Consider the following 24,166-nt stretch of genomic DNA (forward strand, 5'->3'; position numbering starts at 1 on the left):
GGCGGCTCTCATGATCGGACTTCGATCTGGCCGGGCTGGCCCGGCCAGATCCGCAATCTGCAAGGCTTACTGCGGATTGTCCTTCATGAACTGGTCGACATTGTCCTTGGTGACGAGCGTGTAGCCCGGCACGAAGGATTTCGGCTGCCACTTGTCCCCGGCCGACAATATGTCGGGGATCTGGTCGACCAGCATCTTGCCGGCCGAGGTCAGGTCGACGCCGAGCGTGGCGGTCATCGTCCCGTCCTTGACCGCTTGCACGGCGGGCGCCGTGGCGTTGAAGGAATAGACCTTCACGTCGCTGCGGCCGTTTTGCTTCAACGCGGCGATCGCGCCCATGGCGTTGTCGTCATAGCAGTTGAAGATCGCGAACGGCCCCTTGGCGTTGGCATTGGCGGCAAGCCAGGCGCTGGTCGCGGCCTGCGAGGATTCGGCAGCACCCGGGATGCTGATCTCGTGCGAGGTCGCCTGCAGCCCCGGATTGGCCTTGACCGCCGCGTCGAAGGCGTCGGCGCGCTCACGGCACGGGATGCCGGGATGATAGGTGAGGTCGAGCACGGTCCCGGTGTTGCCGATGTCCTTCAGCATCAATTCGAGCAGCGGCGGCGCGGCGCCCGTGCTTGCCGAAAGCGCGATGCCGTCGGCCATGCCGCCGCCGGCCGAAAGCACCGGGATCTTTGCATCCGCCGCCGCCTGCAGGCCGGCGGCGAGGCCGGTCGAATCGAACACCGTGACGATGATAGCGTTCACCTTCTTGGTCGCCAACTGCTTGATGCTGGTGATCGCCTGCGAAGGATCGCCATTGGCGTTGAGCGTTTCCACAGTCCAGCCCTTGGACTGGGCCTCCTTGGTCATGGTGTCGACCATCTGGTTGGTGTCGACATCGGACGTCGAGAAGGTGACGATGCCGATCGTCAGCTTGTCATCGGCGGCAAGTGCGGCCGGCGCGAAGGATGCCGCGACGAGCGCCGCGGTCGAGAATTTCTGAAAGCGGTTCACTGCATTCCCCTTTTTTGACCGAGTGTTCCTGCCCGCAACTTGACCTTCTCAGCCTCGGCTGAACGTCGTCACAGATCGAACTGTTTGTTCGTGCGAGCCACGTACTAACTATAGCCATAAGCCTTGATTGGGAGCAACGGCTAATTTCGTTGGGGGTTGGGAAGAGGGGAGTGCGGCGGGCGTCGCGGAAAAGAGGACGTCAAAAAGGCGGACGTCGCACAAGGGCACAAAAAAAGCCGGGCGCGAGGCCCGGCTTTTTCGTGTCGTGGCTTGAACGACTTAGAACTTCATACCGACGCCGAAGGTGACGCGGTTGTCGGTCGACTTGACCTTGCCGATACCGTCGAAGTCCTTGCTGCCGAAATCGGTGTAGCGATATTCAACACGGCCGAACACATTGTCGGTGATCTTGATGTCAGTACCGAGACCGGCCGTCCAGCCGAGCATGGTGTTGGTGTCGCTGATGCCAGCGGCTTCGATCTTCTGGTTCCTGAGCGCACCACCGGCGGTGCCGTAGAGCAGGATCTCAGGGGTGACCGAGTAGCCGAGACGAGCGCGCAGCGAGCCTTCGAAGCCGCCCTTGGACTCGATGCCAGCATCGTCGCCCTTGACATCGGTGTAGCCGAGATCGGCTTCAGCACCGTAAACGAAGTTCTCCTGCTGCCACTGATAGCCGCCGAAGACGCCGCCGACGAAGCCCTTGGTGCCGACGTCGACGCCGACATCCTTGGCATCGGCATGGCCGCTGAAGCCGTAGCCGACGCTTACACCGGCATAGGGACCGGCCCAGGAAGCGACGGGAAGGCTTTCGATCGGCGCCGACGGTGCCGGCGGCTCTTCCGAAACGACGTCCGCGGCATAGGCGGTTCCACTGAGGGCGAAGAGCCCAAGCGCTACCGCCAGCGGTCGCGCGAATTTAAGATTGGCTTGCATTGTTCTTTACTCCTTAAGCCACAGGCACAGGCTTGCTTTTACGAGCGCCCTCAACCCGTCCGGGGGGAGAAACGGGTCTGGCGCTCTACGGTTCCAAATGTCGTGTCAAAATGCGGCTGAAGCGAACCTGAACTTGGGTCATTCCCCGGCACGAATGAGGCCGAACCTTGACGTTGCATCCGCGCAACAGATGGTGTCAGGAGGCTTTGCCATGCTGCGCTGCACACCGCTTGGTGCAAGGAGTCCAGCACCCTATATTGCGGTCCGGCAGGCCGAGTCCCGGCCGGAGTCGAAAGACCGGTCCGGCCGCTTTGCCACAATGCTGCCCAAGGTACGAACGGCATTTAACCCTTGGCCGGCCATATTTTGCCGGCGGGCTGAAATCGGAGCCCCGATTAAGGATTGACAGGATGAACAAGGCCGCAGGAACGGCGCTGGTAACGGGTGGAGGCAAGCGGATCGGCAAGGCGATCGTCGAGGATCTGGCCGCAAACGGTTTTGCCGTGGCGATTCACTGCAACCGCTCGCGAGCCGAGGCTGAGGCGCTGGCGGAAAAGATCAAGGGCCAGAATGGCCGCGCCGCAGTGGTTGCCGCCGACCTGACCGACATGGCAGCGGTTGGCGACCTGATCGGCCGCGCCGAAGCGGCACTCGGACCTGTCACGCTGCTGGTCAACAACGCCTCGCTATTCGTAAACGATACGGTTCAGGATTTCGACTGGCTTGCCTGGGACCGGCACTTCGCCATCCATGTCAAGGCGCCGGCGCTGCTGGCGCAGGCCTTCGCTCGCGCGCTGCCGCAAGGGCAGGAGGGGCTGATCGTCAACATGATCGACCAGCGCGTCTGGCGGCCGACGCCGCGCTATTTCTCCTATGCGCTGTCGAAGTCGGCGCTGTGGACGCAAACCCAGATGCTGGCGCAGGCGCTGGGACCGCGCATTCGCGTCAACGCCATCGGTCCTGGCCCGACGCTGAAGAACATGCGCCAGGAAGACCATGATTTCGACAAGCAGGTCGACGGCCTGATCCTGAAGCGCGGCCCGGAATTGCCGGAATTCGGCGCCACCATCCGCTATCTCTGGGCGGCGCGCTCGGTCACTGGCCAGATGATCGCGCTCGATGGCGGCCAGCACCTTGCATGGCAGACGCCGGATGTGACAGGCATGGTGGAATGAGTCCCGTAGACCAGAAACCCAAGACACGCGGCACCGCTGACGACTTGCCCCCCGATGTCGATCTCGAGGACGAGGCTGTCGAGGAGATCGTCACGCCGGCCGGCCCGGATGTGGCCTTCACCGCCATCGACTGGACGCCGCATGCCGGCGATGCCGACGGCATGGTCGGCGCCGAGGTCATCCAGACGCTGGTTAAGCGGCTGCCCAATGCGCCCGGCGTCTACCGCATGATGAACGCCGCCGGCGACGTGCTCTATGTCGGCAAGGCGCGCAGCCTGAAGAAGCGGGTGACCAACTACGCCCAGGGCCGTTTCCACACCAGCCGCATCGGCCGCATGGTGCGCGAGACGGCGACGATGGAATTTGTCGTCACCCGCACCGAGATCGAAGCGCTGCTGCTCGAAGCCAATCTTATCAAGCGCTTGCGGCCAAGATTCAATGTGCTGATGCGGGACGACAAGTCGTTCCCCTATATTCTGCTCACCGGCGACCATGTCTCGCCCGGCATCTACAAGCATCGCGGCGCGCGCTCGCGCAAGGGCGACTATTTCGGCCCCTTTGCTTCGGCGGGCGCGGTCGGCCGCACCATCAATTCGCTGCAGCGCGCCTTCCTGCTGAGGAGCTGCACCAACTCTTTCTACGAAAACCGCACCCGGCCCTGCCTGCTCTACCAGATCAAGCGCTGCGCCGGGCCCTGCACCGGCGAGATCTCGCACACCGGCTATGCCGAGCTGGTCGCCGAGGCCAAGGATTTCCTCTCCGGCCGCAGTCAGAAGGTGAAGACGGAAATCTCCGCCGCCATGCAGCAGGCCTCTGAAAATCTCGATTTCGAGCGCGCCGCCATCTATCGCGACCGGCTGGCGGCACTTTCACATGTGCAAAGCCATCAGGGCATCAACCCGCAGACCGTCGACGAGGCCGATGTCTTCGCCATCCATCAGGAAGGCGGCCAGGTCTGCATCCAGGTGTTCTTCTTCCGCACCGGGCAGAACTGGGGCAATCGCGCCTATTTCCCCAAGGCCGATCCGGCGCTGGAGGGATCGGAAGTGCTGGGCTCGTTCCTGGCGCAGTTCTATGACGACAAGCCGCCGCCGCGCGCCATACTGCTCTCGCACGCCGTCGAGGAGCAGGAACTGCTGGCCGAGGCTCTTTCCACCCGCGCCGGCCGCAAAGTGTCGATCTCGGTGCCGCAGCGCGGCGAGAAGAAGGACCTGGCCGACAATGCGTTGCAGAATGCCCGCGAGGCGCTCGGCCGCCGGCTGGCCGAAACCTCGACGCAGGCGCGGCTGCTTACCGGTTTTGCCGAGACTTTCGGCCTGGCGAAGCCGCCGGTGCGTATCGAGGTCTACGACAATTCGCACATCATGGGCACCAACGCCGTCGGCGCCATGGTCGTTGCCGGACCGGAAGGCTTTGTGAAGAACCAGTACCGGAAATTCAACATCCGCTCGACCGAGATCACGCCGGGCGACGATTTCGGCATGATGCGTGAAGTGATGGAGCGGCGCTTCTCCAGGCTGCTGAAGGAACATGGCGATACGCCGCAAAGCGCCGAGACCACGGGCGAGGCGGAAGACGACATCGAGGACGTCAGCGGCTTTCCGGCCTGGCCCGACGTCATCCTCATCGACGGCGGCCAGGGCCAGATGACGGCGGTGCGCAAGATCCTTGCCGATCTCGGCATCGAGGATCGCGTCGTGGCCATCGGCATCGCCAAGGGCCAGGACCGCGACGCCGGCCGCGAGCGCTTCTTCGTCAAGGGCAGGGACTCGTTTTCGCTGCCGGTGCGAGATCCCGTCCTCTACTTCGTCCAGCGGCTACGCGACGAGGTCCACCGCTTTGCCATCGGCTCACACCGTGCCCGCCGCAAGAAGGAGATGGTCAAGAGCCCACTCGACGAGATCAGCGGCATCGGTCCCGGCCGCAAGCGCGCGCTGCTCATGCATTTCGGCACCGCCAAGGCGGTCAGCCGGGCGGCGATCGAGGATTTGTTGGTGGTCGACGGCATCTCCGAGCAGGTGGCGAAGCTGGTCTACAATCATTTTCACGAGAGCTGATGGATTCGGCTATTTTCGGTTGGTCCATCGACTCTCGCCTGTTGACCCCCCACATTCGCTTCTGATTTGAGTAGGCAGGCAGAAAGAGTTTCGAAAATATGGCCCAGCGCGCGTTCAACCTGCCCAACATGCTCACCTACGCCCGCATCATCGCGGTGCCGCTGGTCGTGCTGTGCTTCTTTCTCGAGGGACATCTGAAGTCGAGCGACTTCGCCCGCTGGTCGGCGCTTATCATTTTCCTGCTGGCCTCGATCACCGACTATCTCGACGGCTATCTGGCGCGCGCCTGGCAGCAGACCTCGAATATCGGCAAGATGCTCGACCCGATCGCCGACAAGTTGCTTGTCGCAACTTGCCTGCTGCTGCTGGCGGCTGACACCGATCGCCATGCGGGCATCGCCGGCTGGTCGCTGTGGGCGGCGATCATCATCCTGTGTCGCGAGATATTGGTCTCGGGCCTGCGCGAATATCTAGCGGCACTGAAGGTCTCGGTGCCGGTGACGCAACTGGCAAAGTGGAAGACCGCCATCCAGATGGTCGCCATCGCCTTCCTGCTGGCGGGACCTGCCGGCGACAAGATCTTCCCGCTGACCACGCAGACCGGCCTGGTGCTGCTGTGGATCGCCGCACTTGTCACGCTCTACACCGGCTATGATTATTTCCGCGCCGGCCTCAAGCACATCATGGATGAGTAGCATGTCGACGAGGCTCATCTATTTCGCCTGGGTGCGCGAGCGGATCGGCAAGCCGCAGGAGGATGTCGACCTGCCTGATGGCATCGAGACAGTCGCCGACCTCCTGCGCTGGCTGAAATCGCGCGGTGAGGAATACGAGCATGCGCTGCAATATCCCGATGTGATCCGCGTCGCCATCAACCAGGAACATGTCGAGCACCGCGAGAAAATATCAGGCGCGCGCGAGATCGCGCTATTCCCGCCGATGACAGGTGGCTGAAAATGGCGGCCGCGGTCGTGCCTGTCGTGCGCATCCAGGCCGGCGATTTCGATATCGCCGCCGAGATCGCCAGGATGACGCAAGGCCGCGCCGACATCGGCGCCGTTGTGACGTTCTCCGGCCTCTGCCGCGATGAAGCGGGCAGGCTTTCGGCACTCGAACTCGAACATTATCCCGGCATGGCCGAGGCCGAGATCGCCCGTATCGCCGGCGAGGCAACCGAACGCTGGCCGCTGCAGGGGCTGACCGTCATCCACCGCCATGGCAAGGTCCGTCCCGGTGAGAACATCGTGCTGGTGGTCGCGGCCTCCGCGCACCGGCAGGCCGCATTCGAGGCGGCGAACTTCCTGATGGATTATCTGAAATCGCGCGCGCCTTTCTGGAAGAAGGAACATCGTGGCGACGGCTCGGAAGGCGGCTGGGTCGACGCCAAGGAGAGCGATGAGGTAGCCGCAAGCCGCTGGAAGGGGCCTACGCACGAATAGTGCTGCGCGGTTGTCACGGAACCACCGCAATCCTGCGAGACCTTCTGCCCGGTTTGGTGTGCCATGGGGAGCAGGATCGTGCTGGACAGGATCGCCGAATTCTTCATCTTCGGTTTCGTGCCGCTGGTCGTCGGCATGCTGGCCGTTCCGGAGCCGTCTGTCGCCGCAGAGAAAGTCTTGAAGGGCGAAGTGCTGTATCGCGAGCGCATCGCGCTGCCGCCCAACGCCGTGCTCTCGGTCCAGCTTGCCGATGTGTCGCTGGCCGACGCGCCGGCGGCGATCCTCGGCGAACGCAAGGTGGCGCCGGCCGGCCAGGTGCCGATAAAATTCGAGATCAGCTTCGATCCCCAGGTGATCCGGCCCAATATGATCTATGCGCTGCAGGCGCGCATCACCGTAGACGACCGGCTGATGTTCATCTCTGACACGCGCCATCAGGTCGACCCGCTGAGCGACGCACCGCAGACGGTCATGCTGAAGATGGTGACGCCGAGCGACAAGCCGGCCGCGGTGTTCGGGCAGAGCTGGCTTGTCGAATATATCGACGGCATCGGCGTGATTTCAGAGCCGCAGGCGACGTTCAGGATCGGCGAGGACGGCAAGGCCGGCGGCAGCGGCCCCTGCAACGTCTACTTCGCCACCGCCAAGGTCGATGGCTCGACGATCGCCGTCAGTGGCATCGGCTCGACCTTCAAGGCCTGCGCGCCCGATATCATGGCCGAAGAGAAAGCGCTGTTCGAGGCACTGGCCAAGGCGGCGTCCTACCATGTCGATGCTGGCAAGCTTACCATCGCCGACAAGGACGGCCGAGATATTTTGCGGTTCAACGCCGCGAGCTAGGCAGACGCCATCAGGCCGGTTGCCCGAACACCGCCCCATAATGATAGGGCGGCACCTCGACCAGTTCCGAAAGTTTCAGGCCGCCAGCCTCGGCATCCGCGATGGTCTGTTCCGGAGACAGCCTCAGTTCGGTCCTCGGCCCGCGCGGCTCGTCCAGCACCGTGGTTTTCTCGCGCGGCCGCTGGTGCCAGTTGACGATGGCAAAGCGCCCGGCCGGGCCAAGCGTCGCGCCCACGGCGCGCGCCAGCCGCGGCCGGTCAGGCACGCCATGGAAGGCATTGGCCATGAAGACGAAGTCGACCGGTCGAGATACCAGGCTGGCGAGTTCGTAGGCGTCGCCGGCGATGAATTCGCAATTGGCCGCGCCGGCGTCGATCAGCCGGCGCCGGGCGATCTCGAGCAGACCGGCGTCGATATCAATGGCGATAACGTGGCGGGCCATCCTCGCGATCGGCAGGGTGAACCAGCCGTCGCCGCAGCAGAGATCGACCACATCCATGCCTGGCGTCAGCCCGGTTGCAGAGAGCACGCCTGCGGGGTCGGGCCACAGCGCTTCCCACCAGCCGCTGTTCGGCATCTCCGTGCCCTGGAAGAAGCCGGGAATGGCGCTGGTCATGGTCGGGTCGGTTCCACCTTGTGTCCCAACCTACCTTATCGTAGCCGAGATCTCAGCGGGAGTGCGGACGGTTCGGCATTCCAACAAAAAGGCCGACGAAACGCCGGCCTTTTCGATCGGATTTGGCGATGCCGGCTCAGCCGACGATCTCGGTGTCCGAGAACCAGTATTTGATCTCCTGCGCGGCGGTTTCCGGCGCGTCGGAGCCATGCACGGAATTCTCGCCGATGGACAGCGCATGCACCTTGCGGATGGTGCCTTCGGCGGCATTGGCGGGATTGGTGGCGCCCATCACTTCACGGTTCCTGGCGATGGCGTTCTCGCCTTCCAGCACCTGCACGATGGTTGGTGCGGACGACATGAACTCCACCAGTTCGCCGAAGAACGGACGGTCCTTGTGGACGGCATAGAAGCCTTCCGCCTCGCGGCGGCTCATCCACACCCGGCGCGAGGCGATTACGCGCAAGCCGGCATCTTCCAGCATCTTGGTGATGGCGCCGGTAAGGTTGCGCCGCGTCGCGTCCGGCTTGATCATGGAAAAGGTGCGTTCGAGCGCCATGCGATGGTCCTTGTGATGAGAAATGGAACTTGAGGTGGCGGGCTCTATACAAGCCGCCCGGCCCATTGCCAAGGCCCGCGGCGGGAGACTCGCGCCAGTAGTGGATCAGCGCACCATGATGATGGGAGGTCGCCGGACCTCCCAGCCCTCTCGTTCCAGTTCGGGCACGTTGCGCTGCTGCGAGGGGTAACCGAGGCAGAAGTAGCCGATCAGTGTCCATTGCGGCGGCGTGTCGAGGATCGTCGCCATCTCGACCGGATCGAGGATTGAGACCCAGCCCATGCCTAGGCCCTCGGCGCGCGCCGCCAGCCACAGTGTGTGGACCGCCATCACCGCCGAGTACTCGATGGTGGCGGGCATTGTCATGCGGCCGAGCCCGTGCCCTTGCCCGGTTGCGTGATCGGCAAAAACCGCGAACTGACAAGGCGCCTCATTCAGGCCGGCGAGCTTCAGGCCCGCATAGAGCGTGGCGCGTTCGCCGCAGAACGATGCCAAGGCCTGCGCATTGCAGCGTTCAAAGCAGGCTTTGACGGCCTCACGGCGCTCCGGGCTCTCGACCACGACAAAGCGCCAAGGCTGGCTCAGCCCAACGGAGGGCGCAAGGCTGGCGAGGCCGAGCAGCCGCCCCAGCGCGCCTTCCGGAAGCGGCGTCGGTTCAAACCGTCTGACATCCCGGCGCCACAGGAAGAGATCGACCAGCGCGGCGCGAAAATCGTCGGGGAATTGCGGACCTGGCGTCAATGCGTCGCTGCCTTTGTAGGGGAGTAGGGGAGTAGGGCAGTAGGGAAAAGTCACTACGGCGCGCATACCTACTGCCTTACTGCCCTATGCTGCGGCTGCCGCCACCTTGCGGCCGAGGCCATCATGCAGGTCGAGGCAGCGCTCGAACCACTGCGCCACGAGGTCGCTGTCGTCGAGCAGGCGGTAGGGTGTAGCGATACGCGCCCATTGCAGTGCGCCGAAGACGATATAGTCGGCAAACAGCGGCGACTGGCCGCCGATGAATGGCTGGTAGGCGAGCATCGAGCGCAGTGGCTCCAGCGCGGCACGGAAGGCGGCCAGCCCGGCGTCGCGCGCCGCCATGACCTCTTCCAGCCTCTTGCCGAAACGCTGCTCGCGATTCGTTCGGAAATAGGCGGCGTTCGCCTCATCCTGCATGGCGTGCAGGTCCATGATCGCCGCTGACGTGACATAGGGATGGATGGTCAGTTGCGACCAGCGTTCGATGAAGCGCGCCATCGCCTTGCCGCCCTCGCCGGCAAACAATGTCGGTCGCTCGGGATAGGTTTCGTCGAGATAGAGCGCGATGGCGAAGGAATCGGCGACGACACGATCGCCGTCACGGATCACCGGAACGGTCTTCGAGACGCCGCCTTCGACGGCGGGCACTTCGAGAAAGCGCGTCGGCACGCTTGATATGTCGAGTCCCTTGTGGGCAAGCGCCATCGCTGCTTTCCAGCAATGCGGGCTGAACGGACGCGCGGCATCGCGTCCGACGAGGTCATAGAGCAGAATGGTCATTGGCGGCGGCGTCCTTGCGGTCTAGTTAGGCAGGCGAAACGAGATTTCGAGAGAAAGATGAAGCAGCATTTCATGATGTTTGCGGCCTACAATCAATGGGCCAATGGCCGCATCTACGATGCCGCGGACGACCTGACCGATGAGGAGTTCAATCGTGATGTCGGCGCCTTCTTCGGGTCGATGATGCGAACCCTCAACCATCTGCTCATCGCCGATCGCATCTGGATGAAGCGCTTCACCGGCGAGGGCGACGCGCCGACCAGTCTCGACGCCGTCCTGCACCGGGCCTTGCCCGTGTTGCGCATGGCGCGCGAGGCCGAGGACAAGCGGATCATCGACTGGGTCGGGGCCTTGAGCGAGAAGGCGCTGACCGGCCGCTTCACCTACATGACCGTCTCCGACATGCGCACGGTTTCGCAGCGACTGGCGCCAGCGCTCGGTCATGTCTTCAACCACCAGACCCATCACCGCGGCCAGGCGCATGCGATCCTGACCATTCTCGGCCGCCCGAGCCTGGGATTGGACCTGACGTTGTTTCAGCGCAGCGAGGAGGGCAGGGCCTTCGCCTGATTTCTGGGCCGGAACGTAACGAGCGCCCCCAAGAGACGAATGATGGGGTGATTGGCGAGATTGCAAAACGCGCCAAAACATCATATTCAGCGCGCGGCCTTGAGGGTGGCCGCTCTGCAGCAACAGCGAAAGTTAGCACGCATGACCAATGAACCCTTGCGCCTCGTGGCATTCCTTGCCGTGGTTCTGGCGCTTCTCAATTCTGGATACCACTTCCATCAGGGCGACGTCGTGGCGACCCTGTATTTCATGGTCGGCGCCATTCTCGTGACCGCGGTGACCCGGCTGAGCGTCAGCAGGCGCCTGATCTAGCGCCGGCATCAACCAGCGCCCAATGGGCGCGTCGTCCGCTGATCATGATCGAATTGAAGGCAAAGTCTTAGGACTTCGTTTGCGCTCCCGCTTCACAATAGAGAATGATCCCGAAAAGTTGCAGGCTTTTCGGACAAGAGCATGCGCAAGAAACAAAGACTTGGAGCAGGATGACCGACTCAGTTTTGCATTTCATCCTGCTCTGGGCTGGGTGAAGCCGGAGCGACGGCATGCGGATCGATTTGTCTCCCACGAGCTGGGGCAGGGTGGTGGCGGTCACCGTTGCCGGCACGGCTGTCTGCATCGCGGCCGCCTTCTTCGTCGATTCCTTCAATTTCCCTTATCTGTCGCCCGACGCGCTGTGGCGCGCGCAATTGACCGACCTCTTGCTGCCGCTGGTGCTGGCCGGCTCGTTTTTCTTCTTCCTGATGTTCAAGATGCGCGAGCTGGCGATCGCTAAAAAGGAGCTGACCATCGTCGCGGCGACCGACAGCCTGACGGCGGTGTTCAATCGAGGCGCGTTTTCAATGCTGGTCGAAGCCTATCTCGAACAGGCCCGTTCCCATTCCGTCGTCGACGCCGGCGCCTTGCTGATCGTCGACGCCGACCATTTCAAGACCATTAACGATCGCCTCGGCCACGACTGCGGCGATCAGGCGCTGAAGCTGATCGCCAGGACGATCCAGGGACAGCTTCGTGGCGCCGACATCGTCGGCCGCATTGGCGGCGAGGAATTCGCGGTCTTCCTTCCCGGAGCCGACCCGTCGCAATCCCGGCTCGTCGCGGAGGGAATACGACGGCGAATCCGGGAAACTGAATTTTCCCCGGACGGGCAGCCTTGTCCGCTCTCGGTGAGCATCGGCGGCGTCGCCTTCAGCGGGCCGACCACTTATGCCGAAATGTTTTTGGTGGCGGACAGACATCTCTACAAGGCCAAATCGAACGGCCGCGACCAGGTCAGCTTTGAAACGGCAGGGTCGAATGGTTTGCCTGGCGGCCAGATGATGACGGTTCATTGAGATATTTCTGGCGCGGATCGATCGCTGGAGCCATCGGCCGAGCCATTGCCGGCAAGGCGATGTGATCTTCCCGCTCCGAAACGCAGCCTCAACCTGAGACCTGGTTGCCTGATGTCAGGTGGCGTAGCCGCCAAAGCCGCGCGCGACCGGCTTGACCGAGACGGCGGGCTGGACGGGCGGCCACAGGATGCCGGCCGTCACCGCAAAGGTGATCAGTGCATCGCGCGCCGCCTCAGCCGAGATTTCGCCGGCGCGTGCCGCTTCGCAGGCCTTCACCGCTGCGCCATAACTCAGCCGGCGCCGCGACGGCGGAAACTCGGTCAGGAACTCATGCATGTCGAACAGCGACGCGATCATGCGCTTGTGACCGGCGCCAACAGTGACGGCAACCGGGGTGAAGAACATCCTGTCGTGCATACGGGCCTCTCGATTTGGACGAAGATGACGGCGGGCGCCGCCAGCGACTTGGGGATCGGACGCCTTGAAACGCGGATGGTGGCGCAGGGTTCCATCTCACGCGGAAGGATTTGCGTTTCTCGGGACGAGTAGGGCAGTAGGGAAAGTGGCTTCGGCAACGCTCACAAGGGCGTGTCCATATACTCCCCTATTTCCCTACTGCGTTACTTCCCTAGTTGCTCAGCGATCGATCCTTGCCGCCTGTTGCGGGGAATAGCGCTCTCCCTGCACGGCAATCGCCGAAACCGCGTTTTCGATATTGCGAAGATCGTCTGCCGTCAGCGCAACAGCGGTCGATCCAATGTTCTCCTCGAGGCGATGGAGCTTCGTGGTGCCGGGGATCGGAACGATCCAGGGCTTCCGGGCCAGCAACCAGGCGAGCGCGACCTGTGCTGATGTCGCCTTCTTCTCGGTTGCGATCGCGCCGATCTTATCAACCAGCGCCTGGTTCGCCTTGCGCGCCTCCTCCGCAAAGCGGGGGACGGTGTTGCGGAAGTCGCTGCTGTCGAACGTCGTGTCGGCGTTGATGGCGCCGGTGAGGAAGCCCTTGCCCAGCGGACTGAAGGGCACGAAGCCGATCCCCAGTTCTTCGAGGACCGGCAGGATCGCCTCCTCGGGTTCGCGCCACCAGAGCGAGTATTCGCTTTGCAGCGCGGCGACCGGCTGCACCGCATGCGCGCGTCTTATATTGCGCACGCCCGCCTCGGAGAGGCCGAAATGCTTCACCTTGCCCTGTTGGATCAACTCCTTCACCGTGCCCGCCACATCCTCGATAGGCACGACCGGATCGACGCGGTGCTGGTAGAGAAGGTCAATGCGGTCGGTTCTCAGCCGCTTGAGCGACGCCTCGACGACGTCGCGAATATGCTCCGGGCGACTGTCCATGCCGCTGTGTCCGGCTGTGCCAGGGATGTCGATTCCAAACTTGGTGGCGATCACCACTTGGTCGCGGATTGGCTGCAATGCCTCGCCGACGACCTCTTCGTTCTTGAACGGTCCATAGACCTCCGCGGTGTCGAAGAAGGTGATCCCCCGCTCGAACGCCGTCCGGATCAGACGGACCGCATCCGCCGTCTCCATGGGCTGCCCGTAGGATTGGCTCATCCCCATGCAGCCAAGTCCAATGGCCGAGACTTCCAGGCCACTGTTGCCAAGTTTGCGCTTCTGCATTGTTTTGCTCCTTGTAGTGGGAATGATGAAAGGGCCGGCGGATGGGTTGGCTAGAAGAGAGCTCTCGCCGGTGCCCGACGCAAGCCGGAACCGTCCCCTCCAGCCTGAACGCCCCTCCGTAGATCAGCCCGGATATTGCTCGTCGGAGACCTTCTCCATCCAATCGACGACCTTGCCGTCGAGCGCCTCGGCAATCGCAATATGGGTCATGGCCGTGGCGGGTGAGGCGCCGTGCCAGTGCTTCTCGCCCGGCGCGAACCAGACGATGTCACCGGGGCGGATTTCCTCGACCGGGCCGCCTTCGCGTTGCGCGAGACCGGCGCGCCGGCCGTCACGATAAGCGTCTGGCCGAGCGGATGCGTGTGCCACGCGGTGCGGGCGCCGGGCTCGAAGGTAACAGTGGCGCCGCCGACGCGGGCGGCATCCCTTCCCTTGAAAGGCGCATCGATGCGCACCTGGCCGGTGAAATAGTCGGCGGGGCCCTTCGCCGACGGCTGCGACCCGCTTCTCGTGATGTTCATTGCCGGCTTCCTTCGATTGGTCAGCAGACCGTGCGTAGCGATCCTGCCTCATCTTGATGGGCACGATGTAGGGGCTGCGTCGTTGAGGGACTAGGTGGTATAATGTGCATGAACCTATGAGAATGATTCATATATGCCGCGCAAAAACCTCAACGACCTCTTGGCCTTTCTCGCCGTGGCGCGCGAGCGCAGCTTCACCAGGGCGGCCGCCCAGCTCGGCGTCTCGCAATCGGCGCTCAGCCACGCCATGCGCGCGCTGGAAGAGCGGCTGGGGCTCAGGCTGCTCACTCGCACCACCCGCAGCGTATCGCCGACCGAGGCCGGCGAGCGGCTGCTGCGCGCCATCGGCCCGCGTTTCGAGGAGATCGACACGGAATTGGCGGCCCTGAGCGCCTTTCGCGACAAGCCGGCCGGCACGCTACGCATCACCGCCGCGGAGCATTCGGCCGAGACCATTATTTGGCCCGCGCTAGCGACGCTGTTGCCCGACTATCCCGACATCAAAGTGGAGGTCATTATCGACTATGGCCTGACCGACATCGTCGCCGAGCGCTATGATGCCGGCGTTCGCCTGGGCGAGCAGGTTGCCAAGGACATGATCGCGATCCGCATCGGGCCTGACATGCGCATGGCGGTGGTCGGCGCGCCGTCCTACTTCGCGCGGCGTGAGCGACCGCGCACGCCGCGGGATCTGACCGAACACAGCTGCATCAATCTGCGCCTGCCGACCTATGGCGGCATCTATGCCTGGGAATTCGAGAAGGATGGCCACGAATTGAAGGTGCGGGTCGAAGGCCAGCTGGTGTTCAACAATATCGGGTTGCGGATGAACGCAGTGCTGGCAGGTCTCGGACTGGCGTACCTGCCAGAGGATCGGGTGCGGCAGCATCTTGCCGACGGACGGCTGCTGCGCGTGCTTGCCGATTGGTGCCCGCCCTTTTCCGGCTACCACCTTTACTATCCGAGCCGCCGGCAGCACTCGCCGGCCTTCGTCGTGCTGGTCGAGGCGCTGCGGTATCGGGGTGAGGTGAATAGTGAATAGTTACCTGATCACACCGCTCACTCACTTCCACATGCCACGCATGCGGGCGCCGAGATCGATGCGAACCTGCGGCTGGCGGCGCGGATCGTCCTTGGCCTGGACGCTTGCCCACGCCGTCTGCTCGAAGGCGCCCAAGATCGAGGCCGGGATAAAGCGGCTGCGCGAGGCATAGACGTGGCGGTCGCCGCGCGCTGCCTGGCCATGGACGAAAAACCGCTGCGGCATGACCAGGTGCAGGCTGTCCTTGGCCCGCGTCATCGCCACGTAGAGCAGCCGGCGCTCCTCGTCGACTTCTTCCTTTGAGCCGACGCCAAGGTCGATCGGTATGCAGCCGTCGACGGTGTTGAGCACGAAGACGTTCTTCCATTCCTGGCCCTTGGCCGAATGGATGGTCGACAGGATCAGATAATCCTCATCGCGGTGCGGCGGCCCGGCTTCGTCGCTGGTCGCGTCCGGCGGGTCGAGCGTCAGCTCTGTGAGAAAGCGCTCGCGCGAAGCGTAGCCCGCGGCGATCTGTTCAAGCTGCAAAAGGTCCGCCCGGCGCATCGTTGCATCCTCGTGGATGCGTTCCAGATGCGGCTCGTACCAGAGCCTGATTTGTTCGAGGTCGGCCGGCCATTTTTTGGACCCGGCCCGCAGCTGCGAGAACAGCGCGACGAAACCCGGCCAGTCCTCCGCGGCCCTTTGCGGTGGCCGATAACGGGCAAGGCCCATCGCCTCGTCGAGCGACGTCGCCATCGTCTCGACGATGGCATTGGCCGCCGAAGGCCCGATACCGGGCAGAAGCTGCAGTACGCGAAAGCCGGCGACGCGATCGCGCGGATTCTCGGCGAAGCGCAACACGGCCAGCATATCCTTGACATGGGCGGCGTCGAGGAATTTGAGGCCGCCGAATTTGACGAAGGGGATGTTGCGGCGCGTCAGCTCGATCTCCAGCGGCCCGCTATGGTGCGAGGCGCGAAACAGCACGGCCTGCGCCTTCAGCGCCGTGCCCGTCTCGCGCTCGGCCAGGATCGCCTGGCAGACGTAACTCGCCTGCTCGGTTTCGTCGCGGACGTTGACCAGCTTCGGCTTTTCCGCCGATTTGCGCTCCGACCACAGGTTCTTCGTGAAGCGTTCCGACGCCTCGCCGATGACCGCATTGGCGGCGGCCAGTATGGTCTCCGTGGAGCGGTAGTTGCGCTCCAGCATGACGATCTCGGCCGGCTGCGCGAACTGCTTGGGGAAATCGAGGATGTTGCGCACTTCAGCCGCGCGAAACGAATAGATCGACTGCGCATCGTCGCCGACCACCGTGAGACCGGAGCCGTCGGGCTTCAGCGCCGTCAGGATCGAGGCCTGCAGCCGGTTGGTATCCTGGTATTCGTCGACCAGGACATGGTCGAAACGCCCGCCGAGATGCGCCGAAATCTCCGGCTCGCTGGCCATCTGCGCCCAATAGAGCAGCAGATCGTCGTAATCGAGCACGTTCTGCGCCTGCTTGGCCTCGACATAGCCGGCGAACAGCGCCTTGAGCTGTTCGGCCCAGCCGGCGCACCAGGGGAATACCGAACCCAGGACCTCGCCAAGCGGCGCCTGGGCGTTGACGGCACGCGAATAGATCGCCAGGCACGTGCCCTTGGTCGGGAAACGGGCTTCGGTTTTGGAGAAGCCGAACTCGTGCCTGACAAGGTTCATCAGGTCGGCGGAATCCTCGCGGTCATGGATGGTGAAGGCCGGGTCGAGGCCGATCTCCAAAGCATAGTCGCGCAGCAACCTGGCGCCGATGCCGTGGAAGGTGCCGGCCCAGGTGAGCGCATCGGTGATGATTGAGGCATCGCGGCCCAGCACCTCGCCGGCGATGCGCTCGACCCGCTTGGCCATTTCGGATGCTGCGCGGCGCGAAAACGTCATCAAAAGGATACGGCGCGGGTCGGCGCCCCTGACGATCAGATGCGCCACGCGATGCGCCAGCGTGCTGGTCTTGCCGGAACCGGCGCCGGCAATCACCAGCAGCGGCCGGGAGACCATGCCGTCGCCATGTTCGACCGCCAGCCGCTGCTCGGCGTTGAGCTTGGCGAGGTAGGCAGGCATGAAGGTCGAATCACGGGCAGCGAGGTTCATTGCCCATCAAGCATCGTTTCTGCTTTGTTCGCAACGGTTTCAGCGCAGGACTTGCATTCACCGAGCTATTGGCTGGAGCGGGAAGAGGTTTGGCTGCGCGGCAAGGCCCTAACGCCGGGGTTCCACCCCCATCGCCGCCGACTGACGTCTTAAAACTTTCCGATCATCCCGTGGCGGCAGGAACGGTTCGAAATCGTCGGGCACATTGTCAATCACCTTTTTGGCGATGCGATAGGCCGCGTAGGCGATAGTCCCGGCTATGAGCAGGCGGATCATGATCGCAGTCCTCCATTGGTGTGAACCAACCAGAGAGGAGGCGTTTTGTTCCCACGCAACCAAATCGGCACACGTCTCGTTTGCCCAAGGAGAAGAGAGTGGGGTGAAAGGAGGTTGCTATGATGAAGTTCTCAATCCCGCTGGCCTTGGCAGCAGCGCTGGCTGTTGCTGCTTGCGACAACAACATTCAACCGACCAAGGCCCCCGTCGATCAAAACCCGCAAGTCGACAAGAACCCGGTACCCAAGTCGACGACCGGTGGCGATCAACCCGGCACGCCCCCGGCCCAGTGACTGGCTGCCGCGAGATGAGAGCGGTGGCCGGCGCCGCTTGGGAGGGGAAGAGATGGCGCCGGCCAGGCGGGTATCAGATCCGCCGCACAGCAAGAGATAGCTGAGTCTTGCCGCTGCGTCATGGCGCGATCACGGAAGACCGGCCGCCTTCCACCGGTAACACAGCCGAGCCAATGGCATCGAGTCGTCCACGGTTGCCGTTTTTGCGCCCCATGCGACCGAACCGGCGCCCCAGGCCTTGCGAAGCGGCGACGTCCTGTGCGAAAGCGCGGCCATGCTTGTTATCAACGACCTTTCGCTGCGCATGGCCGGACGTCTGCTTTTGGACCATGCCTCGCTGACCTTGCCGGCCGGCACCAAGGCCGGGCTTGTCGGCCGCAACGGCACCGGCAAGACGACCTTGTTCAAGGCGATCACCGGCGATTTCCCGTCCGAGACCGGGTCGATCAGCCTGCCGAGGAACACCCGCATCGGCCAGGTCGCGCAGGAAGCGCCGGGCACGGAAGAGCCGCTGATCGAGATCGTGCTCAAGGCCGACCTCGAACGCTCCGCACTGCTCGAAGAGGAAAAGACGGCGACCGATCCGCACCGCATTGCCGACATCCACATGCGGCTGGCTGACATCGACGCCCATTCCGCCGAGTCCCGCGCGGCCACCATTCTTGCCGGCCTCGGCTTCGACGATGCGGCACAAAGACGTCCGGCTTCGTCCTTCTCCGGCGGCTGGCGCATGCGCGTGGCGCTCGCCGCGGTGCTGTTTTCCGAGCCGGATCTATTGCTGCTCGACGAGCCGACCAACTATCTCGACCTCGAAGGCACGCTATGGCTGGAGAACTACGTCTCAAAATATCCGCACACCGTGCTGCTGATCTCGCACGACCGCGACCTGCTCAACCGCGCCGTCAACTCGATCGTCCATCTCGACCAGAAGAAGCTGACCTTCTGGCGCGGCGGCTACGACCAGTTCGAGCGGCAGTACACCGAGCAGAAGGAATTGCAGGAGAAGGGCCGCGTCAAGCAGGAAGCCGCGCGCAAGCACATGGAATCCTTTGTCGAGCGGTTCCGAGCGAAAGCTTCCAAGGCAAGGCAGGCGCAATCGCGCATCAAGGCGCTGGAGAAGATGAAGCCGATCGCCGCGATCGTGAACGATACGGTGCGGCCGTTCTCCTTTCCCGAGCCGGTGAAGACTGTCGCGTCGCCGATCATTGCGCTGAACAATGTCAATGTCGGCTATACCGAGGGGCAGCCGATCCTCAAGAAGATGACGCTGCGCATCGACGCCGATGACCGCATCGCGCTGCTCGGCGCCAACGGCAACGGCAAGTCGACTTTCGCCAAGCTTTTGTCGGGCCGCCTGAAGCAGGAGAGCGGCACCATGACGGTGGCGCCTGGCTTGAAAGTGGCGATCTTCGCCCAGCACCAGCTCGACGATCTGCGGCCGGAGGAAAACGCCTATGAACATGTACGCCGGCTGATGCCGGAGGCGCCGGAATCGAAGGTGCGCGGCCGCGTCGCCCAGTTCGGTCTCACCACCGAAAAGATGAACACCGCCGCCAAGGACCTGTCCGGCGGCGAGAAGGCGCGCCTTCTGATGGGCCTGTCGGCCTTCGAGGGGCCGAACCTGTTCATCCTCGACGAGCCGACCAACCATCTCGATATCGACAGCCGTGAATCGCTGATCCATGCGCTGAATGAGTTTCCCGGCGCGGTCATCCTGATCTCGCACGACCGCCATCTGCTCGAAGCGACGGCCGACCGGCTGTGGCTGGTCAAGGACGGCGCGGTCAACCCGTATGACGGCGACCTCGAGGACTACAAGACGCTGGTCACCGGCGTGTCCGGCGACCGCCGCGGCAAGCGCGAGGCGGAGAAGGCTTCGAAGGCCGACCGCCGCCGCGATGCGGCAGCGCGCCGCGCCGCCTTCGAGCCGCTGGCCAAGGAAATCCGCGCCACCGAAGCGCTGATGGACCGCATCCGCAAGCGCATCGACCTGATCGAGGACGAGCTCGCCAATCCGGCGGTCTATGAAAAGGATCCCTCGACCGCGACACGACTGGCCAAGGAACGCTCGCAGCTTGCGCAACAGCTGGCTGGCCACGAGGAGAAATGGCTGACCATGTCGGCGGAGTATGAGGAAGGCACGGCGGAGTAGGAGTGCAGTTCTTCCCTTCTCCCTCGAGGAAGAAGGGAAAGGCTGCCCCGGTTCATCCAGCGGCATCCCATTCCGGTGCGAAGGGTGGCCGGACGAAGCGCTGGTCTTTCGGCAGAGCGGCGATAGCGGCGCGATCCATGTCATCGAGCCGGATGCCCAGCGCATCAAGATTGGAATAGGCGCACCGATCTCCTCCACGGCGCGGCGGATCATCGGCAGGTTGAAGTTGCACACGCCGATCGCACGTGTGAGGCCGCGCTCCCGCAGCAACATCAATGCCTCCAGCGTCGCCGCCATGTCCATGTCTCTCGACGGCCAGTGGATCATGTAGAGATCGACATGGTCGAGCCCAAGCTTGCCCATGCTGGTATCGAAGGCGCGAGAGAGAGCATCCGGCGCAAGCTGGTCGTGCCAGACCTTGGTGGTGATGAAGAGCTCGTTCCGGTTCACGCCGGACGCCGTAATGGCAGCGCCGACGGCGGCCTCATTCTCGTACATCGCCGCCGTGTCGATATGCCGGTAGCCGAGCGCAATCGCGCTCTCGACGACCGGCTGGGCGTCGCCCCCTGGCATACGGAACGTGCCGAAACCGAGGCGCGGAATCGCAACGCCCTGTGTGGCGATTGAGTCCATGATGGTGTCCTTTCGCGGATGTGACGGCGGCAGGGCACACGCCCGAGACGGTTTTCCGTCCGGAGTTGCGTCAAAACAAAGAGACAGAGCGGTTCGGCGTTTCCGTGAAACGATGAACCGCTCTAGGCGGTTGCCTTTGGCCGGCTCGCCTCGACGAGGTCGGCGATGACGCTGTCGAGCGTCGTCGTCCCTTTGACCGCCGACCGGCCGTGATCGCTGAACTCGATCCAACCCTCGTTGAAGCCATCGAGCATCCGGATCCGAGGCAACGGATTTTGCGTGCCCTGAGAACGAAAGATCTGCTCCCAGTTCTCGCGCGGCACCGTCTCGACCCATACCGGGCGCTCCAGCACCGTGGCGAAGGCGCGGGCGATATCGTTGGGCGAGACGCGGGCAGCCCCCTCCAGCTCGACGATCCGCGTCCCGATCCAATCCTCCCGGAGAAGCGCTGCGGCCAGGCGCCCGACATCTTGCGTCGCGACCATCGCGAACAGCTTGTCGGCCGGTTGCAGGAAGCTGCGCAGCACGCCTTCGTCGCACACCGAGGGAACGTCCCAGAGTGCATTCTCCATGAACCAGCCGGGCCTCAGGAAGGTGATGGGAAGACCGATCTCCTGCAGCGACTGCTCCATCAGCGTGCGCGGGGTCAGCAGGTTCTCGTGCGGCGCATCCGCGCCGATGGTCGACAAGCAGACCACCTTGCGGGGACGCGCCTCGGCCAAAGCCGCCGTCACGGCCTCGATGACGCGCTTGGCCTCGGGAAAGCCGGGCTCCGGATCGAACTCGGAGGGCGGCAGGATGAAGACGCCCGTGGCACCTCTGAAGGCTGAAGTCAGGCTTGCCGCATCGTCCATCTCGGCCAGGGCGATGTCACAGCCCCGGGTTCTCCACTCCGCCGCCTTGGCCTCGTCGCGCAGAACGGCGCGGACAGGCAGGCTTTCGGCGAGAAGGCTGCGCGCAAGCGCGCCGCCGACCTTGCCGGTGATTCCGGTGATTGCATACATGGTGGTTCTCCAGATGTTGATGTCGATCGCGAGGGCTCAGGCGAGCCCGGCATAGAGGCCGCGCTCGAAAGCGCCGTAGAGCGCGACGACCCGCTCGTCGTAGAAGGGCAAGACCTGGGTGAAGAGCGCGCCGGTGACGTGCTTCACCGGGTCGAGCCAGAAGTAGCAGTTGAGCAGACCTGCCCAGGAGATGCTGCCGGCGGAGCGCCCGTTCGGTCCCGGCTGCATGTTGATGTCGAAAGACAGACCCCATTTATGCGGCTGTCCCGGGAACTGGTCGAAGCTGCGCGAATAGGGCGATTGCGCCGAGTGCATCTCCTGGACGTTCAGCTCGCCGATCTGGTTCTGCATCATCATGGCGACGGTCTCCGGACGCAGGATTCGGACGCCACGCAGCGCGCCGCCGTTCAGCAGCGCCTGCAGGAACGCTATGTAGTCCCGTGGCGTCGAGAAGGCGCCGCCGCCGCCCATGAAGAACTCCGGCCGCTGCGGCATCTCGAAGGGCGCCGGCTCCAGCCCGCCATCGGCACGGCGGCTGTGGAAGCTGGCGACGCGCCGCTTCTGCCCGGTTCCGATCAGGAACCCTGAATCTTTCATGCCGAGCGGAGCAAAGATGTTCTCGCGGAAGTAGATTTCGAGCGATTGGTCCGACACCGCTTCCACCAGCTTGCCGACCCAATCCATGCTGATGCCGTATTCCCACCGCTCGCCAGGTTCGAATTCGAGCGGAGCGGTGAAAGCGGCGTTCTTGCAGGTCGCGATGTCGGGCATGCCCGTCACCTTCTCGTAGCGGGTCAGAGCCTCGCTCCAGATCGAGTAGGTGTAGCCGGAGGTATGCGTCAGCAGATGGCGTACCTTGATCGCGCCCCTGGCCGGCCGCAGTCGCGGGGTTCCATCCTCGGCGAAGCCCTCGAGGATTTGCGGCGAGGCCAGTTCAGGCAGGTACTTCGCCGCATCGTCGTCCAGATGCACGCGGCCCTGTTCGATCAGCTGCATGCAGGCTGTTGCCGTGAAGGCCTTGGTCATCGACAGCAGCCAGAACACCGTGTCGAGCGTCATCGGTGCTCCGGTCGCCACATTCGCCTTGCCGAAGGCACCCTCGTAGACCATGCCTTTCGGCGTGGCCGCGACGGCGATGACGCCGGCCACGTCGTTCTTCGAAACGCCTTCACGCAAGGCGGCGTCGATCGCCTTGAACCGCATTGACGAACCGGCTGGCGTTGTTTTGGCCAAAGCGGGGCTGACCGCATCGAGAGCCAGAATAGCCCCCAGCATTCCCCCGCGCTGAAGCATCGTTCTGCGTGTGAGGTAGGTCATGGCTAACTCCTTTCCGGATCGAGGGAAATCCGACTCGCCTGGCCTCTCTTGGCCGGCGCTGCGGCGACGCCGTGTTTGTATGTCCCGCCATTGAGTGATTCACGCGCATTAAGATCAATGTTATGATGACTGAAAATCACCGCTCTCCGCCATCCGGCGAAGCGGACGGGGCTCGTGGAGGCGAAGGGAGATCGAATGGTTTTCGACACGCGGCTTCTCACCGGCGTCGGGGTCCTGGTAGCGGTTACAGAGGCCGGGAATTTCGCCCGCGCCGCGGAGATGCTTGGCCTGACGCCATCAGGGGTGAGCCGGGCGGTCGCGCGTCTGGAGGCGCGGGTTGGCGTGCGACTCTTCGATCGCAATCCGCGTGAGGTCAGCCTGACCGAGGAAGGACGCCGCTTCCATGCGCAGGTGATGCCGCTTCTCGCAGGCCTGGATGAGGCGGCGGCCGAGGCCGCGGGCGCGGCGGCGGTCGTGCGCGGCCGGCTGCGCGTATCGGTGGACCCGTGGTTCGCACGCATGGTGCTCGCAGCCGGGCTGCAGCGGTTCCTCGCCCGCTATCCGCTGCTGTTGCTGGATTTCTCGACCAGCAATTATCGCGAGGAGATGATGACCGGCGTGGACGTGGCGGTACGCTTCGGGCCGCCCGATGCATCATCACTCATCATACGTAAGCTCCTGGAAACCCGGATCCTGACCGTTGCGGCGCCGGCCTATCTCGAACGGCACGGCCAGCCGCAATCGCCGCACGACCTCGTCCATCACGAGGCGCTTCTCTTCCGTGATCCTCAGACTGGTCTTCCTTTTCCATGGGAGTTTCACCGAGGCGGGGAGATCGTCAAGGTCAAGATCTCAAGCCGCCTGGTGTTGGATGATCCTTCCGTTGCGGTAACGGCCTGCGTGGCCGGCCAAGGCATTTTCCAAAGCCTCGCCATCGGCCTGGCGCCGTTCCTGGCGCGGGGAGAGCTCGTGCCGATCCTGCCGGAGTGGTCGGAAGAACTTTATCCGCTCTACGCCTACCACCCCTCGCGTCATCTGCCGCCGGCGAAGGTCAGAGCATTTCTCGATTTCATCCAGGAGATTGCCGTTGGCTTGTGATCGATACCCGGCTTCTACGGTGACGCCACATCTCACTGCACTGCGACCGAAATAGTCGTAT

25 protein-coding genes and 2 pseudogenes are annotated in these 24,166 nt (G+C 63.6%); 13 read left to right on the forward strand and 14 right to left on the reverse strand.

Translation table 11 applies throughout. The features are described from left to right. Nucleotides 1–66: 66 nt before the first annotated feature. Together C9427_RS26950 and C9427_RS26955 are read right to left on the reverse strand one after the other, a co-directional pair. The gene (locus C9427_RS26950; protein WP_107652097.1) at nt 67–999 is read right to left on the reverse strand and encodes a sugar ABC transporter substrate-binding protein; all 933 of its coding nucleotides are present in this window, start codon (nt 997–999) and stop codon (nt 67–69) included. 279 nt (nt 1,000–1,278) lie between these two features. Continuing rightward, complete coding sequence (locus tag C9427_RS26955) at nt 1,279–1,932, reverse strand: outer membrane protein (RefSeq protein WP_107652098.1); 654 nt, start codon at nt 1,930–1,932, stop codon at nt 1,279–1,281. 410 nt (nt 1,933–2,342) lie between these two features. Here C9427_RS26955 and C9427_RS26960 point away from each other — a divergent pair, with 410 nt between their 5' ends. From C9427_RS26960 to C9427_RS26985, 6 genes are all read left to right on the forward strand, one after another. Next, nucleotides 2,343–3,107 carry an SDR family oxidoreductase gene (locus tag C9427_RS26960; RefSeq protein WP_107652099.1) on the forward strand — a complete coding sequence of 255 codons (765 nt, stop codon included), beginning with the start codon at nt 2,343–2,345 and terminating at the stop codon, nt 3,105–3,107. Further along, nucleotides 3,104–5,164 (forward strand): excinuclease ABC subunit UvrC, encoded by a 2,061-nt coding sequence (uvrC, locus tag C9427_RS26965; RefSeq protein WP_107652100.1) that lies wholly within the window; start codon nt 3,104–3,106, stop codon nt 5,162–5,164. The genes C9427_RS26960 and uvrC overlap by 4 nt, the downstream gene beginning before the upstream one ends. Before the next feature lie 98 nt (nt 5,165–5,262). Further along, nucleotides 5,263–5,859, forward strand: coding sequence for a CDP-diacylglycerol--glycerol-3-phosphate 3-phosphatidyltransferase (gene pgsA / locus C9427_RS26970; protein WP_097573323.1), 597 nt, complete (start codon nt 5,263–5,265; stop codon nt 5,857–5,859). A gap of 1 nt (nt 5,860) precedes the next feature. Continuing rightward, the gene (gene moaD / locus C9427_RS26975) at nt 5,861–6,118 is read left to right on the forward strand and encodes a molybdopterin converting factor subunit 1 (RefSeq protein ID WP_107652101.1); all 258 of its coding nucleotides are present in this window, start codon (nt 5,861–5,863) and stop codon (nt 6,116–6,118) included. A 2-nt stretch (nt 6,119–6,120) separates the two neighbouring features. Next, entirely contained in the window at nt 6,121–6,603 is a 483-nt protein-coding gene (locus tag C9427_RS26980) for a molybdenum cofactor biosynthesis protein MoaE (protein ID WP_107652102.1), read from the forward strand. Between the two features lie 78 nt (nt 6,604–6,681). After that, the gene (locus C9427_RS26985; RefSeq protein WP_107652174.1) at nt 6,682–7,443 is read left to right on the forward strand and encodes a YbaY family lipoprotein; all 762 of its coding nucleotides are present in this window, start codon (nt 6,682–6,684) and stop codon (nt 7,441–7,443) included. 10 nt (nt 7,444–7,453) lie between these two features. Here C9427_RS26985 and C9427_RS26990 read toward each other — a convergent pair whose 3' ends face one another. From C9427_RS26990 to C9427_RS27005, 4 genes are all read right to left on the reverse strand, one after another. Then, nucleotides 7,454–8,059 carry a class I SAM-dependent methyltransferase gene (locus tag C9427_RS26990; protein WP_107652103.1) on the reverse strand — a complete coding sequence of 202 codons (606 nt, stop codon included), beginning with the start codon at nt 8,057–8,059 and terminating at the stop codon, nt 7,454–7,456. 136 nt (nt 8,060–8,195) lie between these two features. Then, a complete protein-coding gene (gene ndk, locus C9427_RS26995) occupies nt 8,196–8,618 on the reverse strand; it encodes a nucleoside-diphosphate kinase (protein ID WP_010915217.1) in 423 nt (140 codons plus the stop codon). A gap of 105 nt (nt 8,619–8,723) precedes the next feature. Then, nucleotides 8,724–9,359 carry a 5,6-dimethylbenzimidazole synthase gene (gene bluB, locus C9427_RS27000; RefSeq protein WP_107652104.1) on the reverse strand — a complete coding sequence of 212 codons (636 nt, stop codon included), beginning with the start codon at nt 9,357–9,359 and terminating at the stop codon, nt 8,724–8,726. An 84-nt stretch (nt 9,360–9,443) separates the two neighbouring features. Next, nucleotides 9,444–10,139 carry a glutathione S-transferase family protein gene (locus C9427_RS27005; protein ID WP_107652105.1) on the reverse strand — a complete coding sequence of 232 codons (696 nt, stop codon included), beginning with the start codon at nt 10,137–10,139 and terminating at the stop codon, nt 9,444–9,446. Nucleotides 10,140–10,196: 57 nt separating this feature from the next. Here C9427_RS27005 and C9427_RS27010 point away from each other — a divergent pair, with 57 nt between their 5' ends. The 3 genes from C9427_RS27010 (at nt 10,197) to C9427_RS27015 (ending at nt 12,040) form a co-directional block, all read left to right on the forward strand. Further along, nucleotides 10,197–10,709: a DinB family protein gene (locus C9427_RS27010; protein WP_107652106.1), complete on the forward strand. Its 513-nt coding sequence runs from the start codon at nt 10,197–10,199 to the stop codon at nt 10,707–10,709. 141 nt (nt 10,710–10,850) lie between these two features. Further along, complete coding sequence (locus tag C9427_RS34205) at nt 10,851–11,021, forward strand: hypothetical protein (RefSeq protein ID WP_167434498.1); 171 nt, start codon at nt 10,851–10,853, stop codon at nt 11,019–11,021. A 230-nt stretch (nt 11,022–11,251) separates the two neighbouring features. Further along, nucleotides 11,252–12,040 (forward strand): GGDEF domain-containing protein, encoded by a 789-nt coding sequence (locus C9427_RS27015; RefSeq protein ID WP_107652107.1) that lies wholly within the window; start codon nt 11,252–11,254, stop codon nt 12,038–12,040. Nucleotides 12,041–12,154: 114 nt separating this feature from the next. Here the strand turns inward: C9427_RS27015 and C9427_RS27020 are convergent, their stop codons facing one another. The 3 genes and pseudogenes from C9427_RS27020 to C9427_RS27030 form a co-directional block, all read right to left on the reverse strand. Further along, nucleotides 12,155–12,457: a DUF982 domain-containing protein gene (locus C9427_RS27020; protein ID WP_107652108.1), complete on the reverse strand. Its 303-nt coding sequence runs from the start codon at nt 12,455–12,457 to the stop codon at nt 12,155–12,157. Between the two features lie 219 nt (nt 12,458–12,676). Next, nucleotides 12,677–13,666 (reverse strand): aldo/keto reductase, encoded by a 990-nt coding sequence (locus tag C9427_RS27025; protein ID WP_107652109.1) that lies wholly within the window; start codon nt 13,664–13,666, stop codon nt 12,677–12,679. A gap of 123 nt (nt 13,667–13,789) precedes the next feature. Continuing rightward, nucleotides 13,790–14,187 (reverse strand): annotated as a pseudogene (locus tag C9427_RS27030) ((R)-mandelonitrile lyase). A gap of 133 nt (nt 14,188–14,320) precedes the next feature. Here C9427_RS27030 and C9427_RS27035 point away from each other — a divergent pair. Next, complete coding sequence (locus tag C9427_RS27035; protein WP_107652110.1) at nt 14,321–15,229, forward strand: LysR family transcriptional regulator; 909 nt, start codon at nt 14,321–14,323, stop codon at nt 15,227–15,229. 21 nt (nt 15,230–15,250) lie between these two features. Here the strand turns inward: C9427_RS27035 and C9427_RS27040 are convergent, their stop codons facing one another. Together C9427_RS27040 and C9427_RS34210 are read right to left on the reverse strand one after the other, a co-directional pair. Beyond that, nucleotides 15,251–17,332, reverse strand: coding sequence for an ATP-dependent helicase (locus C9427_RS27040; protein WP_107652111.1), 2,082 nt, complete (start codon nt 17,330–17,332; stop codon nt 15,251–15,253). A 108-nt stretch (nt 17,333–17,440) separates the two neighbouring features. Continuing rightward, complete coding sequence (locus C9427_RS34210; protein WP_167434499.1) at nt 17,441–17,608, reverse strand: hypothetical protein; 168 nt, start codon at nt 17,606–17,608, stop codon at nt 17,441–17,443. Between the two features lie 119 nt (nt 17,609–17,727). Between C9427_RS34210 and C9427_RS34215 the strand changes: the two genes are divergently transcribed. Together C9427_RS34215 and C9427_RS27045 are read left to right on the forward strand one after the other, a co-directional pair. After that, on the forward strand, nt 17,728–17,901 hold the full coding sequence (locus C9427_RS34215; RefSeq protein WP_167434500.1) for a hypothetical protein: 174 nt from the start codon (nt 17,728–17,730) through the stop codon (nt 17,899–17,901). 274 nt (nt 17,902–18,175) lie between these two features. Next, nucleotides 18,176–20,053, forward strand: coding sequence for an ABC-F family ATP-binding cassette domain-containing protein (locus C9427_RS27045; protein WP_107652175.1), 1,878 nt, complete (start codon nt 18,176–18,178; stop codon nt 20,051–20,053). 52 nt (nt 20,054–20,105) lie between these two features. On the opposite strand, the pseudogene C9427_RS27050 reads toward C9427_RS27045, so the two are convergent. The 3 genes and pseudogenes from C9427_RS27050 to C9427_RS27060 form a co-directional block, all read right to left on the reverse strand. After that, nucleotides 20,106–20,686: pseudogene (locus C9427_RS27050) on the reverse strand (aldo/keto reductase). 122 nt (nt 20,687–20,808) lie between these two features. After that, nucleotides 20,809–21,690, reverse strand: coding sequence for an NmrA family NAD(P)-binding protein (locus C9427_RS27055; protein WP_107652112.1), 882 nt, complete (start codon nt 21,688–21,690; stop codon nt 20,809–20,811). A 36-nt stretch (nt 21,691–21,726) separates the two neighbouring features. Then, a complete protein-coding gene (locus C9427_RS27060; protein WP_107652113.1) occupies nt 21,727–23,007 on the reverse strand; it encodes a serine hydrolase domain-containing protein in 1,281 nt (426 codons plus the stop codon). Between the two features lie 195 nt (nt 23,008–23,202). On the opposite strand from C9427_RS27060, the gene C9427_RS27065 reads away from it, so the two are divergent. Then, nucleotides 23,203–24,105, forward strand: a complete 903-nt coding sequence (locus C9427_RS27065) for a LysR family transcriptional regulator (protein WP_107652114.1) — start codon at nt 23,203–23,205, stop codon at nt 24,103–24,105. Nucleotides 24,106–24,166 lie beyond the last annotated feature (61 nt).

It is taken from the genome of Mesorhizobium helmanticense (assembly GCF_003034915.1).
In the GTDB taxonomy this organism is placed as follows: Bacteria; Pseudomonadota; Alphaproteobacteria; order Rhizobiales; family Rhizobiaceae; genus Mesorhizobium; species Mesorhizobium helmanticense.

Bases quoted from the DNA above. Each gene is read 5' to 3' on its own strand.
- C9427_RS26960 (WP_107652099.1), top strand. From the start codon at position 2,343: ATGAACAAGGCCGCAGGAACGGCGCTGGTAACGGGTGGAGGCAAGCGG.
- moaD (WP_107652101.1), top strand. From the start codon at position 5,861: ATGTCGACGAGGCTCATCTATTTCGCCTGGGTGCGCGAGCGGATCGGC.
- uvrC (WP_107652100.1), top strand. From the start codon at position 3,104: ATGAGTCCCGTAGACCAGAAACCCAAGACACGCGGCACCGCTGACGAC.
- C9427_RS27065 (WP_107652114.1), top strand. From the start codon at position 23,203: ATGGTTTTCGACACGCGGCTTCTCACCGGCGTCGGGGTCCTGGTAGCG.
- C9427_RS34215 (WP_167434500.1), top strand. From the start codon at position 17,728: ATGATGAAGTTCTCAATCCCGCTGGCCTTGGCAGCAGCGCTGGCTGTT.
- C9427_RS34205 (WP_167434498.1), top strand. From the start codon at position 10,851: ATGACCAATGAACCCTTGCGCCTCGTGGCATTCCTTGCCGTGGTTCTG.
- C9427_RS27040 (WP_107652111.1), bottom strand. From the start codon at position 17,332: ATGAACCTCGCTGCCCGTGATTCGACCTTCATGCCTGCCTACCTCGCC.
- C9427_RS27015 (WP_107652107.1), top strand. From the start codon at position 11,252: ATGCGGATCGATTTGTCTCCCACGAGCTGGGGCAGGGTGGTGGCGGTC.
- C9427_RS27020 (WP_107652108.1), bottom strand. From the start codon at position 12,457: ATGCACGACAGGATGTTCTTCACCCCGGTTGCCGTCACTGTTGGCGCC.
- C9427_RS27045 (WP_107652175.1), top strand. From the start codon at position 18,176: ATGCTTGTTATCAACGACCTTTCGCTGCGCATGGCCGGACGTCTGCTT.
- C9427_RS27055 (WP_107652112.1), bottom strand. From the start codon at position 21,690: ATGTATGCAATCACCGGAATCACCGGCAAGGTCGGCGGCGCGCTTGCG.
- pgsA (WP_097573323.1), top strand. From the start codon at position 5,263: ATGGCCCAGCGCGCGTTCAACCTGCCCAACATGCTCACCTACGCCCGC.
- C9427_RS27010 (WP_107652106.1), top strand. From the start codon at position 10,197: ATGAAGCAGCATTTCATGATGTTTGCGGCCTACAATCAATGGGCCAAT.
- C9427_RS26955 (WP_107652098.1), bottom strand. From the start codon at position 1,932: ATGCAAGCCAATCTTAAATTCGCGCGACCGCTGGCGGTAGCGCTTGGG.
- ndk (WP_010915217.1), bottom strand. From the start codon at position 8,618: ATGGCGCTCGAACGCACCTTTTCCATGATCAAGCCGGACGCGACGCGG.
- C9427_RS34210 (WP_167434499.1), bottom strand. From the start codon at position 17,608: ATGATCCGCCTGCTCATAGCCGGGACTATCGCCTACGCGGCCTATCGC.
- C9427_RS27005 (WP_107652105.1), bottom strand. From the start codon at position 10,139: ATGACCATTCTGCTCTATGACCTCGTCGGACGCGATGCCGCGCGTCCG.
- C9427_RS26990 (WP_107652103.1), bottom strand. From the start codon at position 8,059: ATGACCAGCGCCATTCCCGGCTTCTTCCAGGGCACGGAGATGCCGAAC.
- C9427_RS27025 (WP_107652109.1), bottom strand. From the start codon at position 13,666: ATGCAGAAGCGCAAACTTGGCAACAGTGGCCTGGAAGTCTCGGCCATT.
- C9427_RS26980 (WP_107652102.1), top strand. From the start codon at position 6,121: ATGGCGGCCGCGGTCGTGCCTGTCGTGCGCATCCAGGCCGGCGATTTC.
- C9427_RS27035 (WP_107652110.1), top strand. From the start codon at position 14,321: ATGCCGCGCAAAAACCTCAACGACCTCTTGGCCTTTCTCGCCGTGGCG.
- C9427_RS27060 (WP_107652113.1), bottom strand. From the start codon at position 23,007: ATGACCTACCTCACACGCAGAACGATGCTTCAGCGCGGGGGAATGCTG.